This window comes from Paenibacillus sp. FSL H8-0079 (assembly GCF_037991315.1).
Lineage (GTDB): Bacteria > Bacillota > Bacilli > Paenibacillales > Paenibacillaceae > Paenibacillus.
The window spans coordinates 3,481,191-3,498,053 of the sequence record NZ_CP150300.1 but is presented as its reverse complement, the minus strand read 5'-3'; the positions used below and the strand labels follow the sequence as shown (position 1 = coordinate 3,498,053).

The window sequence follows — 16,863 nt, the reverse complement described above, 5'->3', positions numbered from 1 at the left end:
AGAGAACACTCCCAGGGTTCAAACCCTGCTTATCCTTCGACATTTGAACTCTTTATTCGACAAGTCATGGAGATTCTGAAGTAATTCGTTACAATACTAAATATTAGAAATACGATTCCTCCAACTACGATATATTGTGTACTTATTCCAGTTACGATTAGTCCACATATACTTGCACCAAATGTTGTTCCCAGGTTGGAAGAGGTCAGAAAGATCCCATTCGACAATTCGGGTGCCTCTGGTGCTGCAGATACCACCCAATATTGAGTGATATTGCCCCCTATGCCGCCTAAAATCCCCCAAATGATAATAATGAAGGCTGTTGGCACGCTGAATTGTCCGAAGGTGAACAGCAAGATGTAAACAGTAATTAGTGCAAATGGATACATCTTGACTGTTCTTAACGGGTGATTAGCGAGAAGTTTCCCTGCCAGCATGTTCCCAACCATGTTAGCCAAGCCATATAGAAATAACATCACACTGACGGTGTTCCAGTCATATCTTGTCACGGTTTTCAGGAACTCGGCAAGGTAACTATAGACCCCAAATACGGCTCCGTTCATGAAAATCACACCAGCAATGGATAGCCACATCACGGACCTTCTCAATACAAACAGATGAGTACCCATTGAGAGTTTTTTCGTAACTGGCATTGAGGGCACGAACAGAAGTGTTGCTACGAATGCGATGATCGTTACGGCGGCAAAGAATAACATTGCATAGAACAACGATGTGGTGGTAGCAATCAAGCTCGAAAGGGGTACTCCAAGTACCATTCCTGCCGACACGCCTAGAAATACTTTAGCCACTGCCTTCGGCGCTTCTTTCTTGGGGACCGACGCCGCTGCGACCGTAAATGCCAATGAACAATAGACAGGATGGAAAAAAGCCGGAACGACACGTGCAATGACCAATACCGTAAAGTTTGATGTGATGGCGGAAACCAGGCTGCCCACAATAAAAATGCCAAGCACGAACAACATGACATGCTTGCGGTTCATGCCCGAAAATAATAAGGGCAAAATGGGACCAGATACAGCAACCGCAAGCGCAAAAAGACTCACAATCAAACCAGCGGTTGAGATACTGACCTGGTAATGGTCTGCAATCAAAGGCAAGATTCCGATTACGCCCATCTCCGTATTTAAAATACTGAATACACCAAAGGTCAGTATGAAGACAAGCAGGTGATTTCGTTTAGTTGTCATATGCCATGGATCTAGAGAGATCCCGGTAAGCATCGATCTCTAACTGAAGGTTGGCTATTTTCTGCTCTGCAATGTCTATCGCGTCGGCTCCTGCAATAAAGCGTTGCGGCGGTTGGGCCTCGTTTGCAATCTTGAGGAGGGCATTAGCAAGTTTTTTTGGATCTCCAGGTTGTTGCCCGTTCTGATTCTTGAAAAATTCCATATGACCAGCTCTCCGGTCATCATAGTCTTTAATCGAGGGCTTAGCGAAAGTTGACGATGTATCCGTAAGAAATTCTGTTCGGAAAAATCCGGGATTGACTATAGTCGTATGAATACCGAAAGGAGCTACCTCAGGAGCCAATGCCTCCATCCATCCCTCAAGAGCAAATTTTGCAGCACTATAGGCCGAATTAAACTCAAATCCTGAAATGCCAGCGCCTGAAGAGATCGAGATCACATGACCTGAACGTTGGTTACGCATCACAGGTAATATGGCCCGGGTAACGTGCATGGAACCAACCAACGCCACCTGTAGCTGATGTTCAATCTGGTCAGGGGTCAGTTCCTCAAAATACCCTCCACAGAAATGCGCCGCATTATTTACGAGTACATCGATTGCCCCGAACCGTTCAATTGCCGCCTTAACTGCAGAAAGTGCATCTGCAGGCTCGCAAACATCTAATGGGACAACCATTACATTCTCGGAATCACCGATCGCACGAACCACCGCATCCGGATTCCGGCCGGTAGCCACAACCTTGTGTCCAGCAGTTAAAGCAGCCTTCGCAATAGTTGTGCCCATACCTCGACCAGCGCCAGTGATAAACCATACCTTTTTCTTATCCATATCATTCATTCCCTTCAATTTCTTCTCCAGTTGCCTCGCTTTTTAGTTTAGCGTTTATGCACCACATAGCAAATACTCATATCTTATAACAAGATATGCTTGAAAGGCATTTCTTATAGGTCTATTGTAGAATATAAGGATAAAGGAGGAGTTAAGATGGAGATTAGAGTATTGCGTTATTTTCTTACGGTCGCCAGAGAAGGAAGCATTACACGTGCTGCTGATTTCTTGCATGTTACGCAGCCCACCTTGTCCAGACAATTGAAAGACCTTGAACAAGAGTTGGGAAAGAAATTATTTATTCGTAGTAGTTACAGTATTATTCTCACAGACGAAGGTATGCTTTTAAGAAATAGAGCTGAAGAAATTGTAGGTATGGTCGATAAATTAGAGGCAGAATTTGAATCCATGGAAGAAACCATAAGTGGAGATATTTATATTGGCGGTGGAGAAACGGAAGCCATGAAACAGATTGCAAGAGTGGCAAAAGAGGTGCAGAATAAACATCCCAATATACGCTATCACCTATACAGTGGTAACGAAGATGATGTAACTGAGCGGCTTGACAAGGGACTCCTTGACTTCGGTATTCTAATCCAGCCAGCGGATGTCTCCAAATATAACTATATCAATTTCTCCGACAAGGATGTTTGGGGAGTGGTTATGAGAAAAGAAAGTCCACTCGCCTCCAAAGATACGATTCGATCTACAGACTTATTACATGTTCCACTGATCTGTTCACGACAGTCAATGAAGCAGACATTTTCGAAAAATGAATTTGCGGACTGGTTTGGTGAAGATTTTGACAAATTAAACGTCGTTACTACATACAATCTTGCATATAATGCTGCCATTATGGTTGAAGAAGGCATTGGTTATGCATTAACACTTGATAAAATAGTGAATACGTCCAGTGAAAGCGACCTTTGTTTCAGACCGCTAGAGCCAAGACTTGAATCTGGCTTAAATATCGTTTGGAAAAAACATCAGGTCTTTTCGACTGCTGCGGATTTGTTTTTAAAAGAAATTCAGGCTAAATTTGTTTAGCATTTATACAGGGTACGGAGAGCACCGAAACTCTTTCGGTGTTCTTTCTTCGTGCTTTTTGAAAGACTGGATAAAGTGATTAACGTGATTAAAGCCTACTTTCTCGGCGATCTCGGTTATTGTATCATTCGTCGATAATAAGAGATCTTTGCTCTTCTTAATCCGGTATTTGATCAAGTACTCGTATGGCGTCATATGAGCCGTTTTCTTAAAACATCGGGTGCACTCTGAAATGCTCAAATGTGCGACATCAGCAATCTCACGAAGCGTAACCGGATGAGCGTAATTTTGATGGATAAAACTGAGCATTAACTGTAGTCTCTCCTGCTGACGCTTCTCGCTTCTTGGAGTTTCACCTGAAGGAATTGAAATGTTGGATATCAATACAAACCATAATTGTACCGTTTTAATAGAAATTTCATATTCCCATCCCCATGTTTTCTCTGCATTAAACGTCTCCCTCATTCCCCAAAGCATGTCTAATATCTGTGTTTCCCACTCCGAATCTTTTTTAATCACAAGTGAAACCAAGGAAGAATTTGTATACGGCAATACATAATTTTTTTCCATTGCACTGTCTACATGAAAGGCTAATAGCTTTTCGGGAAAATTGAAACTAACATATTGACCATCCTGTGTCAGCTCTGTTGTGATGTGAAGAATTCTCTTGTTGATCAGGATTGCCTGACCCGTTTCCAATGTATGATCAATTCCGTTAATTTGAATAACCAGCTTACCTTTCGTGACTAATGTGATCTGTAGATCTTCGTGCCAATGTAGATCGTTGAACCCTCTGCCTGCGGGGATACTTGTATGACGTGTATGTGTGTACATGATATAGGGAAACGAAAGATCCGAATACAAAATATCCTCATAAAGTTGCTTCACCATGCTATGACGTTCCTTTCTTTGACGATATATCTATATTATAAAGCGATTTAATTGCACGAAATCCACAAAAATAATGATATTATTATATCAAATCTTTGACTTATCACAATAGCCTGTGCACAGACGACCGGATAAGAACTTTGGAGGCTTATATGTGAAAGAAAATAAAACGTCGCTGCTTTTTCATCCTTATGTACTGCTTTTTATCGCCATTTTGTCGGTATCCGTCTCTTCAATCATGATTAAATCTTCGGATACTCCCACCGCCATAGCCGGTATGTACAGGCTTTATATATCAGCCATTATTATGCTTCCTTTTATCCCCTGGAAAACGATCCGCTTATTAAATATGGATTCAAAGGATTGGATCACAGTTTTTCTGGCTGGCCTCCTACTAGGTCTATATTTTTTGTTTTGGATGGAATCGCTGGTGTATACCTCTGTGGCTAGTTCCATGGTCATTCTGGCGCTGCAACCTTTGTTTGTGATGATCGGGTCATACTTTATGTTTAAGGAAAGAGCGAGTATACCTACCATTCTATGTTTGATTACCGCCCTGTTCGGTTCGGTGATTATCGCCTGGGGTGATATAGGCGTTTCGAGAGAGGCTCTGATTGGAGATAGTCTGTCACTGGTAGGCACCATACTGGTGTCTGCATATATGCTGGTGGGACAGAAAGTGAGTCGGAAAATTGACGCGAATATATACAGTGTTGTTGTCTTTATTATTGGTGGAAGTGTCCTGCTGGTCTACAGTTTATTGAATAACTTTTCTTTGACCAATTACGACTCATCCGATTGGATGTACTTCCTGCTACTTGCGATCATACCCACCGTTTTTGGTCAGTACATTTTCAATCTGCTGCTCAAATCCATTGGTGCAACAATGGTTTCTGTAGGCATTATCGGTGAACCCGTTCTGGCGATTATGCTGGCTTATCTACTGTTGGGAGAAACCATCTCTGCTTTTCAATTCGTAGGCGGATTAATTACATTGTTAGGTATGCTGATGTACTTTGGGCTGAAATCTTACCATGTTCAACTGCCGAAGTTCCTGCGCTTTAATCGATTCAGAAAATTAGGATAATTAAGAAAGAAGTGAATTTAAATGGCAACTTTTGATGATTTCTTAAAATTAGATCTGCGTGTCGGCACGGTCACCAAAGCCGAATTTTTTGCAAAAGCGAAAATACCCGCTATTAAACTTGAAATTGATTTTGGACCCGAAATTGGATTAAAAACATCCAGTGCACAAATCACCAAAAGGTATTCATCCGAATCTATTGTCGGAAAGCAGATTATAGGTGTAGTTAATTTCCCTCCGCGTCGTATAGCAGGATTCAATTCAGAAGTGTTGGTGCTTGGCGGGCTGCCCGAACAGGGAGATGTTGTTTTGTTGAAACCTGATTTCGAGCTACCAAATGGTACTGTGATCGGATAATAAGAAGAGACCCACCGGAGTTTTATACTCGGTGGGTTTCTTGTTTTAAATGATCGAGTTTACTTTGCGAAAATCGTGGTGTTTTACTTCTCTCGTTCCTTAACCACTTGTTCGATCCCCAACAGAATCAGCTTCAAGCCGAACTCAAACGATCCGTCGGTTCCCATCACCTCAAACAGACCATTCTTATACATCCTACTGAAGAGTCCAGCTTCCTGCTCACTCATAGAGTCCAGAAGGCTGATCATCTCTTCATCCGGAATTGCTTCCTGGTTCTTAAGAACAGTAGAGATATTACGCTGATGCTGATAATCGTCCAGAACGAAATAGAATACATAGTTCACAAGCGTGAGAACGGCCTGTAATTTCTGCTCTTGCTCTAGTGGTGTTGATTCCATACAGAGCAACATGCGGTTGGTGAATCGTATCATGTCCGGCTCGTGGGGCAGCGTCATCATCATGAGTTGTGTGGAACACGGGTATCGGCTGAGCACACTCCTTACGGTGATCGCAAGCCCCTCCATCTGCTCCTTCCAGTCCCCTTCAGACTGAAACTCGTCCAAAATAATTTTCGATATCTGGTTGGCCAGCCGTTGGTAGAGTGTCTGCTTGCTCTTGAAGTACCAGTATAGAGATGGAGCCTGAATCCCCAGCTTGTCTGCCAAGCGTCTCATGCTGAATTTCTCGATGCCCTCTTCCGCCAAAAGCTCCCACGAAGTTTCCAAAATTTTATCTTCCGAAATCTGAGGCTGTTGTTTTTTCATCAGTATCCGCCCTTTTATCTAACAGTGTAAGTTTATGCTTTACAGGTTCATAAGTTCATGATAACATCTAACACTGTAAGGTTCAATCTAACAGTGTTAGATTAGATCAATTTTAACGAAGAAAGTAGTGATCCACATGGATGCAGAAAACCTCCATTACTTTGAAAAAGCACCCATCGCCAAAGCTGTAGCTCACTTTGCTGTCCCGATGATGCTAGGCACGTCAATGAGTGTCATCTATTCCATCTTGAATGCCTATTTCCTTGGCACACTGGGTAATACGGCAATGTTAACCGCACTCGCATTAACTTTACCTTTATTCGCGGTTATCATGGCGCTTGGTAATTTAATTGGTATAGGCAGCGGTACATTCATTTCTCGTTTGCTGGGAGAGAAAAAAGTCGATGATCTGAAGCATGTATCTTCATTTGCCTTTTACAGCAGCTTAGTTCTCGGACTTATTGTGATTGCCGTTGGCCTCCCGTTGATCGAGCCAATCGTTCATGGGCTGGGGGCAACGCCTGAATCCTTTGGATTTACGAAAGACTATGTCACGATTATGCTTATTGGTTCACCATTCGTCATCTTATTCTTCACGCTGGAGAATATCGTACGCTCAGAGGGGGCAGCAATCACCTCGATGACCGGTATGATTCTCAGTGTTGTTGTGAATATTATTCTCGATGCGCTATTCATCTTTGTCTTCCATTGGGGCGTGATTGGCGTTGCATCTGCTACCGTGATCTCCAACTTGGTTGCGAGTGCATTTTACGCTTACCATATGAGTTATAAGAGTCAATTCTTAACCATCTCCTTAAAATGGTTCAAAGTTTCTAAAGACATTCTGAGCAATGTGTTCAAAATCGGAGTTCCCGTCTTTGTTATGAGTGTCTTCTTGGGTGCGATGTCGCTTATTCTTAACCTTTTTCTTGTTGAATATGGGGATCAGGCTATAGCGGGGTATGGAATTTCATCACGTTTATTGCAATTTCCTGAGTTTATTCTGATGGGCTTGTGCGAGGGAGTTGTGCCGTTGATTGCCTTCTCATTCACAGCGAATAAATTACGCATGAAGCAAACCATTGGATTTACGATCAAATCTATTTTGGGGTTAGCCGTCCTGTTCGGCGTTATCGTCTATCTGATCTCGGACCATTTGATTGGTTTATTTACGACTGACCCGCAATTAATTGAAATGGGTAGCTACATTCTTCATGTGACCTTCTTATCCTTGTTTATTACAGGAATGACTTCTTTGTTTATGGGGATCTTCCAAGCAACAGCCCAAGGAACCGCCGCGTTTGTTATGTCCATAATTCAAGGAGTTACGCTAATTCCTGTATTGTATATCGCTAATCAAATGAATGGCTTTCATGGAGTGATCTGGTCACTCGTCATTGCGGATGTCGTCGCGTTTCTTGTTGGTGCCATCATGCTCTATGTTCTGCGGAACAAGTTACAGCCGGATTTGGAACATTTGGTACAGTAGAAAATAAAAATACGTTTTATTTGATTGGATGACACCATTCAACTTTTAAAATAATCAGCATCAGCCCTTCTCTTCTTTCCCAAGAAATTATAGAAGGGTTTTTGTTGTGCCATTAAAGCCATACGTTGTGATCAATCAGTTGTCTGTACAATTTTTTTTATGGTTGACAAAAAGCCCGACTCAATAATATATTGGTTAAAGAAATAAAGTTTCCCTAAGGAAACAAACTAGCGCTTGCGAATGTTTTTTATACTAAGGAAATATATTTTAATAGAGTCAACGTTTGAAGGGGCGAAAAACCATGATACAAATCAGTCAACTGAATGTGGATTACTTTGGTAATCCTGCGCTTCAAAATGTAGATATCGATATTCCACTCGGATACACGATCGGCATCATCGGACCTAATGGAGCGGGAAAATCAACGTTTATCAAATCTTTATTGGGCGTCATCAAGAAACGTACGGGTAACGTTACCGTTAACGGCACCACGATTGCTCATGAAAAAAAGAACATTGCATACGTACCACAGAAAAGTGATGTTGATCTGACTTTCCCCATCACGGTGCGGGACACGATCCTGACTGGAACGTACCCTAAGCTGAAGCTTTTTAGAAGACCGGGGAAAAAAGAAAAAGCCTACGTGGACCACTGTATGGAACTGGTGGATATCGCAGATCTGGCGAACAAACAAATCAGCAACCTTTCTGGGGGACAACTGCAACGTGTATTCATTGCAAGGGCGCTCGCCCAGCAGGCAGATATCTTCTTCCTGGATGAACCCTTTGTAGGCATTGACCTCGTGAGTGAAAGAATCATTGTGGATCTGCTGAAGAAACTTCGGGAAGAAGGTAAAACAATCTTAATTGTTCACCATGATTTGCATGAGGTTGAAGAGTACTTTGACAAGATCATCATTCTGAACAAAACACTGGTTGCTTTTGGAGACGTATCTACCACCTTTACAACGGATAACATACAGGCCGCGTATGGATCATCTCTAGGCAATATCCAGATTAAAGGGTTGGGAGATGTTCAGAATGATTAACATGTTGTCAACATGGCTTGATATTCCAGTCTATGCACTGAACGCAGGTCTATCTGCGATTATATTGGGGATTGTATCAGGGGTACTCGGCAGTTTCATCGTACTTCGGAAAATGTCGTTGATGGGTGATGCCTTGTCGCATGCCGTCTTGCCGGGGGTAGCCATATCCTACATCTTGGGGATCAACGTACTGCTCGGCGCTTCAGTGTTCGGACTCATTGCAGCAATTCTGATTCAATTTATCACCAACCGCAGCACGATTAAAAGCGATACGTCCATCGGCATTGTTTTGAGCTCGTTCTTCGCATTAGGCATCGTTCTCATCACGTTTGCGAAAAGCGGTCTGGACTTAACTCATATTCTGTTCGGTAATATTTTGGCTGTTCCACAGTCAGAATTAGCGCAGTCCTTTGTCATCATGCTTGCCGTAATCGCTGTCGTATCCTTGTTCTATAAGGAGTTGTTGATCAGTTCGTTTGATCCGGTCGTATCCAAAGCGTACGGATTGAACACCAACTTTTATCACTACTTGCTCATGCTTTTGCTCTCCGTCGTCACCGTCTCTTCCCTCTCTCAGGTGGGGATTGTACTGGTCATTGCAATGCTTGTTATACCGGCAGCGACCTCCTATCTATGGACTAATAAATTGCTTCATATGATCATCTTTGCTTCGGTATACGGAGCATTATCCGGAGTCGTTGGCGTAATACTTAGCTTTGAATTCAACCTTCCGACGAGTGCAACGATTGTGCTTGTTGGCGTGAGTGGTTTCGCAATTTCGTTTATTCTGTCTCCGAAAAACAACTTTTTTAAGAAAGGATTGAAAACACAATGAAAAAACAAATGATTGGTGTTTTTATTACTCTTATGATTATTTTATCCGCATGTTCCGATACAACATCTAATAGCACAGAGGCATCGACTACTCCAGATGAAAAACTAAAGATTGTAGCCACGTATTCCGTTATTGCGGATATGGTGGAGAATGTAGCCGGTGACAAAGCCGAAGTATACAGCATGGTTCCCATTGGAACCGATCCACATATGTATGACCCTTTACCACAAGACACCAAAAAAATATCAGAGGCCGATCTGGTCTTCTATAACGGACTTAACCTTGAAACGGGAAAAGGCTGGTTCCAGGATCTCCTGAAGGTTACTAACAAAACGGATGCTGCGTTCGTAGTTTCGGAAGAAGTAACACCAATGTATCTTAGCGAAGCAGGCAAAGAAACACAGGAAGATCCACACGCTTGGCTAGACATTCAAAACGGAATCAAGTATGTGGACATCATTACGAAGCGTATCATTGAGAAAGATCCGGAAAATGAGCAATATTATTTGGACAACCAAGCTGCCTATGTTACCAAATTAGAGGAAGCCGATCAGTATGCCAAAGATCAAATTGCTAAAGTTCCCGCTGAGAAACGGATTCTGGTAACAAGTGAAGGTGCATTCAAGTATTTCTCCAAGGCTTACGGTTTTGAAGCCGCATATATCTGGGAAATCAATACGGATAGCCAAGGTACACCTGATCAGATGAACCGGATTATTGATATTATCAGAACGAACCAAATTCCAGCTCTGTTTGTAGAAACCAGCGTTAATCCGAAGACGATGGAGACGGTATCTACGGAGACAGGTGCCCCTATTCACTCAAAAATCTTCACAGACTCCCTGGCTAAAAAGGGCGAAGACGGAGACACATACATTACCATGGTCAAATGGAACATCGACAAAGTAACAGAAGGTTTATCGCAGTAATCAAAAAAAACGGGTCACCTTGTGGTGACTCGTTTTTTTATGTTTTTTTCGTTTGCAATTAATTACTAATGGGTTGGATTTGTTTCATGTAAGATTTGAATTCCTCGGCGATTTCTTTGAATTTCGTATGATGCAGGTAATGCGATCCCTCCATTGGGATCATTTTGCCTTGTGCCGATTGTTTCACTAGTTCTTCATGTAGCGGAATCCACTGTGGATTGTGCTCGTTATTAGATTGTACGAAGAGCAACATCGGCAGATTACGAGGATAAGTGAGTTTTTCTCCATTTTTGAAATTGGAACCCAGGTGTTTAAGCTCATCGATCAGTGTCGGATTCGTTGAGACTTGATTCGCAATTAACTTCATCTGTTCTTTGGTATGTTCATCGTATGCAAGTGATTTATAGGAATCTCCGCTCACTTTTTGAAGCACTCTCATCAGACCTGATTTTTGAAGGAACTTCATTAAGTTCAAAGGTAATTTGACATCCATGCCAGGTTGATTCGGAACACTGCTATCGATCCCGACAAAAGCAGAAACTTCATCCGGATACGTGTTCACATAAGTCGCTGCGTATAGTCCCGTGATGGAATGCCCCATCAGAATATAACGGTCAATTCCGAGCTGCTGTACAGCTTCATGAATTTCGCTGACGATATTCTCCGTTGTTCTCTCCGTATCGGTTTCGTCACTTAATCCATAACCGAAAGGCTCGATTGCGACAACTTTGTAATCAGAAGTTAATTCATCAATTAACAATTTGAAATCAAGTACTGGCGACGGAGTTCCTTGTCCAGGCAGAAGCACAATGGTCTGTTCCCCGCTACCTTGGATGGACACATTCATATTTTTTCCATCGACATTAACATATTGGCCATACGATTCAATTTTCTTTTTCTCGATCCCATTACTGATTGTATGAACGACAAACGTGATGCCCATGAATAGCACCAGCGCGCCGATAATACCTCCAATTATTTTTAACCATAAGTTCCGTTTTTTACGGCCCTTAGTCCCCGTTGTTGTTATATCTACTGTTTTTGCCACATCCATCTTCTCCTGTCTTTATATCTGTAGAGCCGCTCTTGCGACATAGGTATAGTGTAACCATGGAAGATGTCCCCTTCGTGACGGGAATATGAACGGAGTATGAACTGCACAAAAAAAGAGAGCTGCTTGTTAGAGCAGTTCTCTTTTTGATTAGACCATTTTAGTGGTCTAAGAATACAAGCTGAATGAAGAACAATACCGCAAAAATGTAGAAGATCGGATGAACATCTGTACCTTTACCACGAAGCAGCTTGAGCACTGGATAAAAGATGAAGCCTACGCCGATACCTGTCGCAATACTATGCGTCAACGGAGTAAGGATGATAATCAGGAAGGCCGGAAATGCTTCTTCAAGATCATCCCATTTGATTTTGCTGATAACGTTAATCATAAAGTATCCAACAATAATCAGTGCCGGAGAAGTAATCGCCGGAATGCTTGAAATTACACTTACGATCGGTGTGAAGAATAACGTAAGCGCAAGCAGCACACTTACCGTTACCGCCGTCAGTCCCGTTCTTCCCCCTGCAGCTACCCCTGTGCTGGATTCAATGTAAGCCGAGGTTGGGCTCGTTCCGAGCAATGCGCCACTGGTTGTTCCTACCGCATCTGCCAACAGTGCACCACGCGAGCGTGGGAATTTACCTTGCTTCAGCAATCCTGCTTGTTCAGCAACGCCGAGCATTGTACCCGTCGTATCAAACAGCGTGATCAACAGGAACGTAAATATGATCGTATACAAGCCATTCGAGAATACCCCTGCCAGATCCAGTTGCAAAGCCGTTGACGCGAGGCCTTGCGGCATGGATACAATCGATTCCGGCATTTGGAATAGTCCCATGATCCAGGCAAGTATCGCTGTAACGACCATGCCGATGAACAGGTAACCTTTCACATTGTAAGCCATCAGCACAACGGTGATAATCAATCCGATAATGGTCAGATAAGTCATGGGCTCTGCCAAGTTCCCGATCGTAATCAAATTCGATTCTGAATCGGCAATAATGCCGGCATTTTGCAGACCTACCGTTGTAATAAACAATCCGATCCCTGCGGTTATTGCATGTTTTAAACTTGCAGGAATTGCATCAAGCAACATGTAACGGAATGAAGTGAGCGATAAAATAATAAACAAAATCCCTGCTATAAATACAGCTCCCAGTGCAACCTGCCAAGACACCCCATATCCGGCAACTACACTATAGGCAAAGAATGCATTCAGACCCATACCCGGTGCGATCACGATTGGATAATTGGACCAGAGCCCCATAATCAGAGTTCCGACAATACTTGCCAGTACCGTTGCTATGAATACTCCGTTAAAGTCCATGCCCGTACTGCTGAGTATTCCTGGGTTTACGATAACTATGTATACCATTGTGAAGAATGTTGTAACCCCTGCGATAATTTCTGTGGGGATGCTCGTGCCTCGTTCTTTAAGTTTGAACCATTTGTCCATGGTAAAGCCAGCCTCCAACTTTCAAATTATACTCCAAAGCTAAAAACAAAAAATCCTAATCTTCATATAGGATTGTAATATTGTCGCTCCTATATTCGTCGTTAGGATTTAACAGCTAAGTCTAAACCAAAACTAAGGATACCCATATCTGTTTTAACCTGAAGTCCATTTCGTATTCTAATTAAAATCACATGCAATGTCAATGAATTAACGATTTGTTCACAGTTATTTACGAACTATATAGATATTGAAGATGTTTTTCATTCGTTTTTTTGACGGGTTATTAATAAAAGTATGGTGCTAAGAGGATTAGGTAAGCATGTAAGACGAATTAGATATCTGTTTTTGGATGAGGAATGCCATAATATAGACATGCTATAACTGGAGGGAAAATACATGAAAAAAGTAATTTTAAATAATGGTGTTGAGATGCCGATTCTCGGCTTTGGTGTGTTTCAGATTGCAGATGCAAACGAATGTGAACAAAGTGTTATAGATGCCATATCTGCTGGGTATCGTCTCATTGATACAGCTGCCTCTTATCTAAACGAGGAAGCTGTGGGCAGAGCGATTAAACGCAGCGGCGTGGTCAGAGAAGAATTATTTGTCACGACAAAACTTTGGGTTCAGGATACAGGTTATGAACGTACCAAACAAGCATTTGAAAAATCTTTGGAACGATTGCAATTGGACTATTTGGATTTATATTTAATTCATCAGCCTTTTGGAGACGTACATGGCTCTTGGCGCGCAATGGAGGAGTTGTATCGTGAAGGAAAAGTACGTGCAATCGGAGTGAGTAACTTCCAGCCAGATCGACTGATCGATTTGATTCTGCAAAACGAAGTAACTCCTGCTGTAAACCAGGTCGAAACACATCCTTTCAATCAGCAGATCTTAACTGGACAATTCATGAAAGAAAATAATGTTCAGATCGAGTCTTGGGCACCTTTTGCTGAAGGGAAAAACGACTTGTTCCAAAATGAGGTATTGGTATCTATAGGTGAAAAGTACAATAAATCGGTTGCTCAAGTGGTTTTGCGCTGGTTGACCCAACGAGAAGTCGTTGTCATTCCAAAATCAGTTCGTAAAGAAAGAATTATTGAAAACTTCAATATTTTTGATTTTGAATTAAGCCAAGCAGATATCGAGTCGATTACTGCGTTAGATACCAAACAGAGCCTGTTCTTCTCCCATAACGATCCTGAAATGGTGAAATGGATTAGTACTCGCAAACTGGATATCTAAATATATAATCATCCAATTGAATACAATGTAAGTTCTAATCCTGTTAATGCTTGGATGTGGACTTGGTTCTTTATACTACAAAAGCCGCTATAATAGCGGCTTTTGTGTGTGGTACGATGATCTGGACCGGCCCCATTCCCCGCCGAAAACTCAACATTCTATGTTTTATCTCTTTGATCCTTAAACGGTTCTATTTCGCACCAGCCCGTACCAAAATATCTTCAATTTCCTTAAAGCCTTTATTCTTCGCATGACTGAGCGGTGATACCCCATCACGATCCGCTATGTTCACGTCTGCTCCGTGGTCAATGAGTAATTGTATCGTATCCTGCTGCTGAGCATTGCCATCGTTAAGAATGATCGCTTCCAGCAGTGCTGTCCATCCCAATTGATTCACATGGTCCACATTCACTGAAGTTTGGGTCAGGAGTTCTCGTATTACATCCACATATCCATGCTCTGAAGCTGGAATAAGTGCTGTCCCTCCATATCGATTCGTTATCGCTGGGTCCGCTCCCGCCTCAATCGTCAGCTTTAAAATATCCACGTATCCTTCAGAGCCAGCGTACAGAAACGGGTTATTCTTCATATCGTCCTGTATATTCACATCTGCACCTGCTTCAATCAATACGTTAGCCGATGTTAGATCATTATTGTAGGTTGCAATCATTGTAGCTGTTCGTCCACTCTGATCTTGAGCATTGGTATTGGCGCCCGCTTGAATCCATTTTTTGATGCCTTCCGTATCTCCATCCTCTACTGCCTTGAACAGCTGTTCATCTGGTGAAGTCAGGGTCTGCTCCTCCACATTTGAGTCGTTTTTCACTTCAGGCATGCAGCCTTGGACGATGAACATGCTACTTATTAGGATAATGATCAACAGCGACTTATTCATACTTCCTCCTTTACTCCAGTGTCACAGTAACCGAAGAAGCGACACTCCAATCCCCAACTGGGTTTATTGTATACGTAGTACCTTGTTATTGAATTAGTTAGTGCACATGTTAACACAAGATGGACCTCATTGCCCATAGTTTATAAAGTGCTTGCGCATTCGCATGTTGGTTCAGTTATCCGGCATGGAACCGTTTAATGCTGGTTTGAGCGTAGCCAAAAGCATCATTTTTCATTTTATATGTTGACAGTGATAATGATTATCAATAGTGTTGGAGTAAGATTGTACAACAATTCATCTCAGCATGACCGGCAAACACTTTTGAAATGAGGTACGAAATGTGAAAGTAGATGTGAATCAGTTAGCAGCGCATTTTGCACACATTCCTTTTCAAGTCGAAGGAATATATCGATATGCTAGAAATCCAGGCGTGCCCCACGCTGACTATACCGATTCTTTTCCTGGTTTTGTATTTCCACTTACAGGAAAAATACAATTTCAATTTGATGGTACGCCCTATATCTTTTCACCAGGAAAAGTTGTACACGGAGGGGCAAAAATGAAACTAGACCAAACTGTGTTTAATAAAAATGACTGGGAATACATCCTTGTTTTATACCGAATATGTAGTTCGGATCTCGATGAATCAAGCTTTTCCCATCAGCACTTTGAATTATCAACGGGTCAATCCCCTCGTCTGATCGAACTAATTACGCGTCTCTGGCATGTGTATAATCAGCGCGGAGGTATGTCGATGTTTCAGACCGAGATGCTATTCCGTGACGTACTGAATGAGGCCTTAATATGTGTAGATCATAGGCAAAATAGTAACGAATCAGATGCTTTATTCGAACGGATCTCTACTCATATTCATGAAAACTACGATCATAGCCTCACAGTAGCATCGCTGGCAGAACAATATAATGTGAATCGCAATCGAATTTCTTATGTATTTAGAAGACATGCCGGCATGGGGCCAGCAGATTATATATTGAAATATCGTATAAACATGGCGCAACAAATGTTGTCTGCAAGTGACGCGTCTGTACAACACATTGCCGAAACCGTTGGCATTGCTGACCCCTTTTATTTTAGTAGAGTGTTCAAGAAACAAAATGGTATTTCTCCTACGGAGTATCGCCAGAAGTTCATCAATAATCCATCCTGATTTCACCAGGCATCCATGTTATACCAAAAATTAAATCCGTATACTGAACATAAAGGATTTAATACACAGGAGGAATTATGATGCACTATCAAGCTATTCAATTAAATGAGGAATTTTCGAAATTGAACGATCTTTGGTCTCCGAAACTCATTGGTGAAATGAATGACTATCAATTTAAGATCGTTAAGATTGCTGGAGATTTTGAGTGGCACGTTCATGAAGAAACCGATAAGTTGTTTTTCGTGCTCGAAGGGGAAATGCTTATTGATTTTCGTGATGGGCAAGTGAAGATTGCTAAAGGTGAGATGTATATTGTTCCAAAGGGAGTCGAGATCAAGCCTTCCGCCGAAAAGGAATGTCATATCATGTTGATGGAGCCTGGAAGCGAAGTAAACACTGGCGGGACTAAGGCCGAATAAGCGTCAGTTATTGGAACCAGGATGTCAATTTGTAATATCAGAGAGCCGATAACCGCGTAATAGGGGTTATCGGCTCTGCGTCTGTATGGCTAACTCTTTGACATGCATTAATTGACATATATTAATCAGTAGTCTCTCGGTT

General features: G+C 42.1%; 17 protein-coding genes. 10 read left to right on the top strand and 7 right to left on the bottom strand.

Going from position 1 to position 16,863, the window contains the following annotated elements; genetic code table 11:
• Nucleotides 1-29: 29 nt before the first annotated feature.
• The gene (locus MHI06_RS15580) at nt 30-1,208 is read right to left on the bottom strand and encodes an MFS transporter (protein WP_340398327.1); all 1,179 of its coding nucleotides are present in this window, start codon (nt 1,206-1,208) and stop codon (nt 30-32) included.
• Nucleotides 1,198-2,037, bottom strand: a complete 840-nt coding sequence (locus MHI06_RS15575; protein ID WP_340398326.1) for an SDR family NAD(P)-dependent oxidoreductase — start codon at nt 2,035-2,037, stop codon at nt 1,198-1,200. Before MHI06_RS15575 ends, MHI06_RS15580 begins: the two co-directional genes overlap by 11 nt.
• 156 nt (nt 2,038-2,193) lie before the next feature.
• Between MHI06_RS15575 and MHI06_RS15570 the strand changes: the two genes are divergently transcribed.
• Complete coding sequence (locus tag MHI06_RS15570; RefSeq protein ID WP_340398325.1) at nt 2,194-3,084, top strand: LysR family transcriptional regulator; 891 nt, start codon at nt 2,194-2,196, stop codon at nt 3,082-3,084.
• 3 nt (nt 3,085-3,087) lie between these two features.
• On the opposite strand, the gene MHI06_RS15565 is transcribed toward MHI06_RS15570, so the two are convergent.
• Nucleotides 3,088-3,975 carry an AraC family transcriptional regulator gene (locus tag MHI06_RS15565; protein WP_340398324.1) on the bottom strand — a complete coding sequence of 296 codons (888 nt, stop codon included), beginning with the start codon at nt 3,973-3,975 and terminating at the stop codon, nt 3,088-3,090.
• Nucleotides 3,976-4,129: 154 nt separating this feature from the next.
• Between MHI06_RS15565 and MHI06_RS15560 the strand changes: the two genes are divergently transcribed.
• Both MHI06_RS15560 and csaA read left to right on the top strand, forming a co-directional pair.
• A complete protein-coding gene (locus MHI06_RS15560) occupies nt 4,130-5,062 on the top strand; it encodes a DMT family transporter (protein WP_340398323.1) in 933 nt (310 codons plus the stop codon).
• Nucleotides 5,063-5,083: 21 nt separating this feature from the next.
• Entirely contained in the window at nt 5,084-5,416 is a 333-nt protein-coding gene (gene csaA, locus MHI06_RS15555) for a chaperone CsaA (RefSeq protein ID WP_169479296.1), read from the top strand.
• Between the two features lie 83 nt (nt 5,417-5,499).
• Here the strand turns inward: csaA and MHI06_RS15550 are convergent, their stop codons facing one another.
• Complete coding sequence (locus MHI06_RS15550) at nt 5,500-6,180, bottom strand: TetR/AcrR family transcriptional regulator C-terminal domain-containing protein (RefSeq protein WP_340398322.1); 681 nt, start codon at nt 6,178-6,180, stop codon at nt 5,500-5,502.
• A gap of 136 nt (nt 6,181-6,316) precedes the next feature.
• On the opposite strand from MHI06_RS15550, the gene MHI06_RS15545 reads away from it, so the two are divergent.
• From MHI06_RS15545 to MHI06_RS15530, 4 genes are all read left to right on the top strand, one after another.
• Nucleotides 6,317-7,669, top strand: coding sequence for an MATE family efflux transporter (locus MHI06_RS15545; RefSeq protein ID WP_340398321.1), 1,353 nt, complete (start codon nt 6,317-6,319; stop codon nt 7,667-7,669).
• A 301-nt stretch (nt 7,670-7,970) separates the two neighbouring features.
• Nucleotides 7,971-8,717: a metal ABC transporter ATP-binding protein gene (locus MHI06_RS15540; RefSeq protein WP_340398320.1), complete on the top strand. Its 747-nt coding sequence runs from the start codon at nt 7,971-7,973 to the stop codon at nt 8,715-8,717.
• A gap of 1 nt (nt 8,718) precedes the next feature.
• On the top strand, nt 8,719-9,552 hold the full coding sequence (locus tag MHI06_RS15535) for a metal ABC transporter permease (protein ID WP_340402126.1): 834 nt from the start codon (nt 8,719-8,721) through the stop codon (nt 9,550-9,552).
• Nucleotides 9,549-10,481, top strand: coding sequence for a metal ABC transporter substrate-binding protein (locus MHI06_RS15530; RefSeq protein ID WP_340398319.1), 933 nt, complete (start codon nt 9,549-9,551; stop codon nt 10,479-10,481). The genes MHI06_RS15535 and MHI06_RS15530 overlap by 4 nt, the downstream gene beginning before the upstream one ends.
• 58 nt (nt 10,482-10,539) lie before the next feature.
• Here MHI06_RS15530 and MHI06_RS15525 read toward each other — a convergent pair whose 3' ends face one another.
• Both MHI06_RS15525 and MHI06_RS15520 read right to left on the bottom strand, forming a co-directional pair.
• Nucleotides 10,540-11,535, bottom strand: a complete 996-nt coding sequence (locus MHI06_RS15525) for an alpha/beta hydrolase (protein WP_340398318.1) — start codon at nt 11,533-11,535, stop codon at nt 10,540-10,542.
• Nucleotides 11,536-11,692: 157 nt separating this feature from the next.
• Entirely contained in the window at nt 11,693-12,991 is a 1,299-nt protein-coding gene (locus tag MHI06_RS15520) for an NCS2 family permease (protein ID WP_340398317.1), read from the bottom strand.
• Nucleotides 12,992-13,387: 396 nt separating this feature from the next.
• On the opposite strand from MHI06_RS15520, the gene MHI06_RS15515 reads away from it, so the two are divergent.
• Entirely contained in the window at nt 13,388-14,239 is an 852-nt protein-coding gene (locus MHI06_RS15515) for an aldo/keto reductase (RefSeq protein WP_340398316.1), read from the top strand.
• Nucleotides 14,240-14,429: 190 nt separating this feature from the next.
• Here MHI06_RS15515 and MHI06_RS15510 read toward each other — a convergent pair whose 3' ends face one another.
• Nucleotides 14,430-15,134, bottom strand: coding sequence for an ankyrin repeat domain-containing protein (locus MHI06_RS15510; RefSeq protein ID WP_340398315.1), 705 nt, complete (start codon nt 15,132-15,134; stop codon nt 14,430-14,432).
• Between the two features lie 340 nt (nt 15,135-15,474).
• On the opposite strand from MHI06_RS15510, the gene MHI06_RS15505 reads away from it, so the two are divergent.
• Nucleotides 15,475-16,302 (top strand): AraC family transcriptional regulator, encoded by an 828-nt coding sequence (locus MHI06_RS15505; protein WP_340398314.1) that lies wholly within the window; start codon nt 15,475-15,477, stop codon nt 16,300-16,302.
• An 80-nt stretch (nt 16,303-16,382) separates the two neighbouring features.
• A complete protein-coding gene (locus MHI06_RS15500) occupies nt 16,383-16,721 on the top strand; it encodes a cupin domain-containing protein (protein WP_340402125.1) in 339 nt (112 codons plus the stop codon).
• Nucleotides 16,722-16,863: the final 142 nt, after the last annotated feature.

Bases quoted from the DNA above. Each gene is read 5' to 3' on its own strand.
- MHI06_RS15580 (WP_340398327.1), bottom strand. From the start codon at position 1,208: ATGACAACTAAACGAAATCACCTGCTTGTCTTCATACTGACCTTTGGT.
- MHI06_RS15575 (WP_340398326.1), bottom strand. From the start codon at position 2,037: ATGGATAAGAAAAAGGTATGGTTTATCACTGGCGCTGGTCGAGGTATG.
- MHI06_RS15570 (WP_340398325.1), top strand. From the start codon at position 2,194: ATGGAGATTAGAGTATTGCGTTATTTTCTTACGGTCGCCAGAGAAGGA.
- MHI06_RS15565 (WP_340398324.1), bottom strand. From the start codon at position 3,975: ATGGTGAAGCAACTTTATGAGGATATTTTGTATTCGGATCTTTCGTTT.
- csaA (WP_169479296.1), top strand. From the start codon at position 5,084: ATGGCAACTTTTGATGATTTCTTAAAATTAGATCTGCGTGTCGGCACG.
- MHI06_RS15550 (WP_340398322.1), bottom strand. From the start codon at position 6,180: ATGAAAAAACAACAGCCTCAGATTTCGGAAGATAAAATTTTGGAAACT.
- MHI06_RS15545 (WP_340398321.1), top strand. From the start codon at position 6,317: ATGGATGCAGAAAACCTCCATTACTTTGAAAAAGCACCCATCGCCAAA.
- MHI06_RS15540 (WP_340398320.1), top strand. From the start codon at position 7,971: ATGATACAAATCAGTCAACTGAATGTGGATTACTTTGGTAATCCTGCG.
- MHI06_RS15535 (WP_340402126.1), top strand. From the start codon at position 8,719: ATGTTGTCAACATGGCTTGATATTCCAGTCTATGCACTGAACGCAGGT.
- MHI06_RS15530 (WP_340398319.1), top strand. From the start codon at position 9,549: ATGAAAAAACAAATGATTGGTGTTTTTATTACTCTTATGATTATTTTA.
- MHI06_RS15525 (WP_340398318.1), bottom strand. From the start codon at position 11,535: ATGGATGTGGCAAAAACAGTAGATATAACAACAACGGGGACTAAGGGC.
- MHI06_RS15520 (WP_340398317.1), bottom strand. From the start codon at position 12,991: ATGGACAAATGGTTCAAACTTAAAGAACGAGGCACGAGCATCCCCACA.
- MHI06_RS15515 (WP_340398316.1), top strand. From the start codon at position 13,388: ATGAAAAAAGTAATTTTAAATAATGGTGTTGAGATGCCGATTCTCGGC.
- MHI06_RS15510 (WP_340398315.1), bottom strand. From the start codon at position 15,134: ATGAATAAGTCGCTGTTGATCATTATCCTAATAAGTAGCATGTTCATC.
- MHI06_RS15500 (WP_340402125.1), top strand. From the start codon at position 16,383: ATGCACTATCAAGCTATTCAATTAAATGAGGAATTTTCGAAATTGAAC.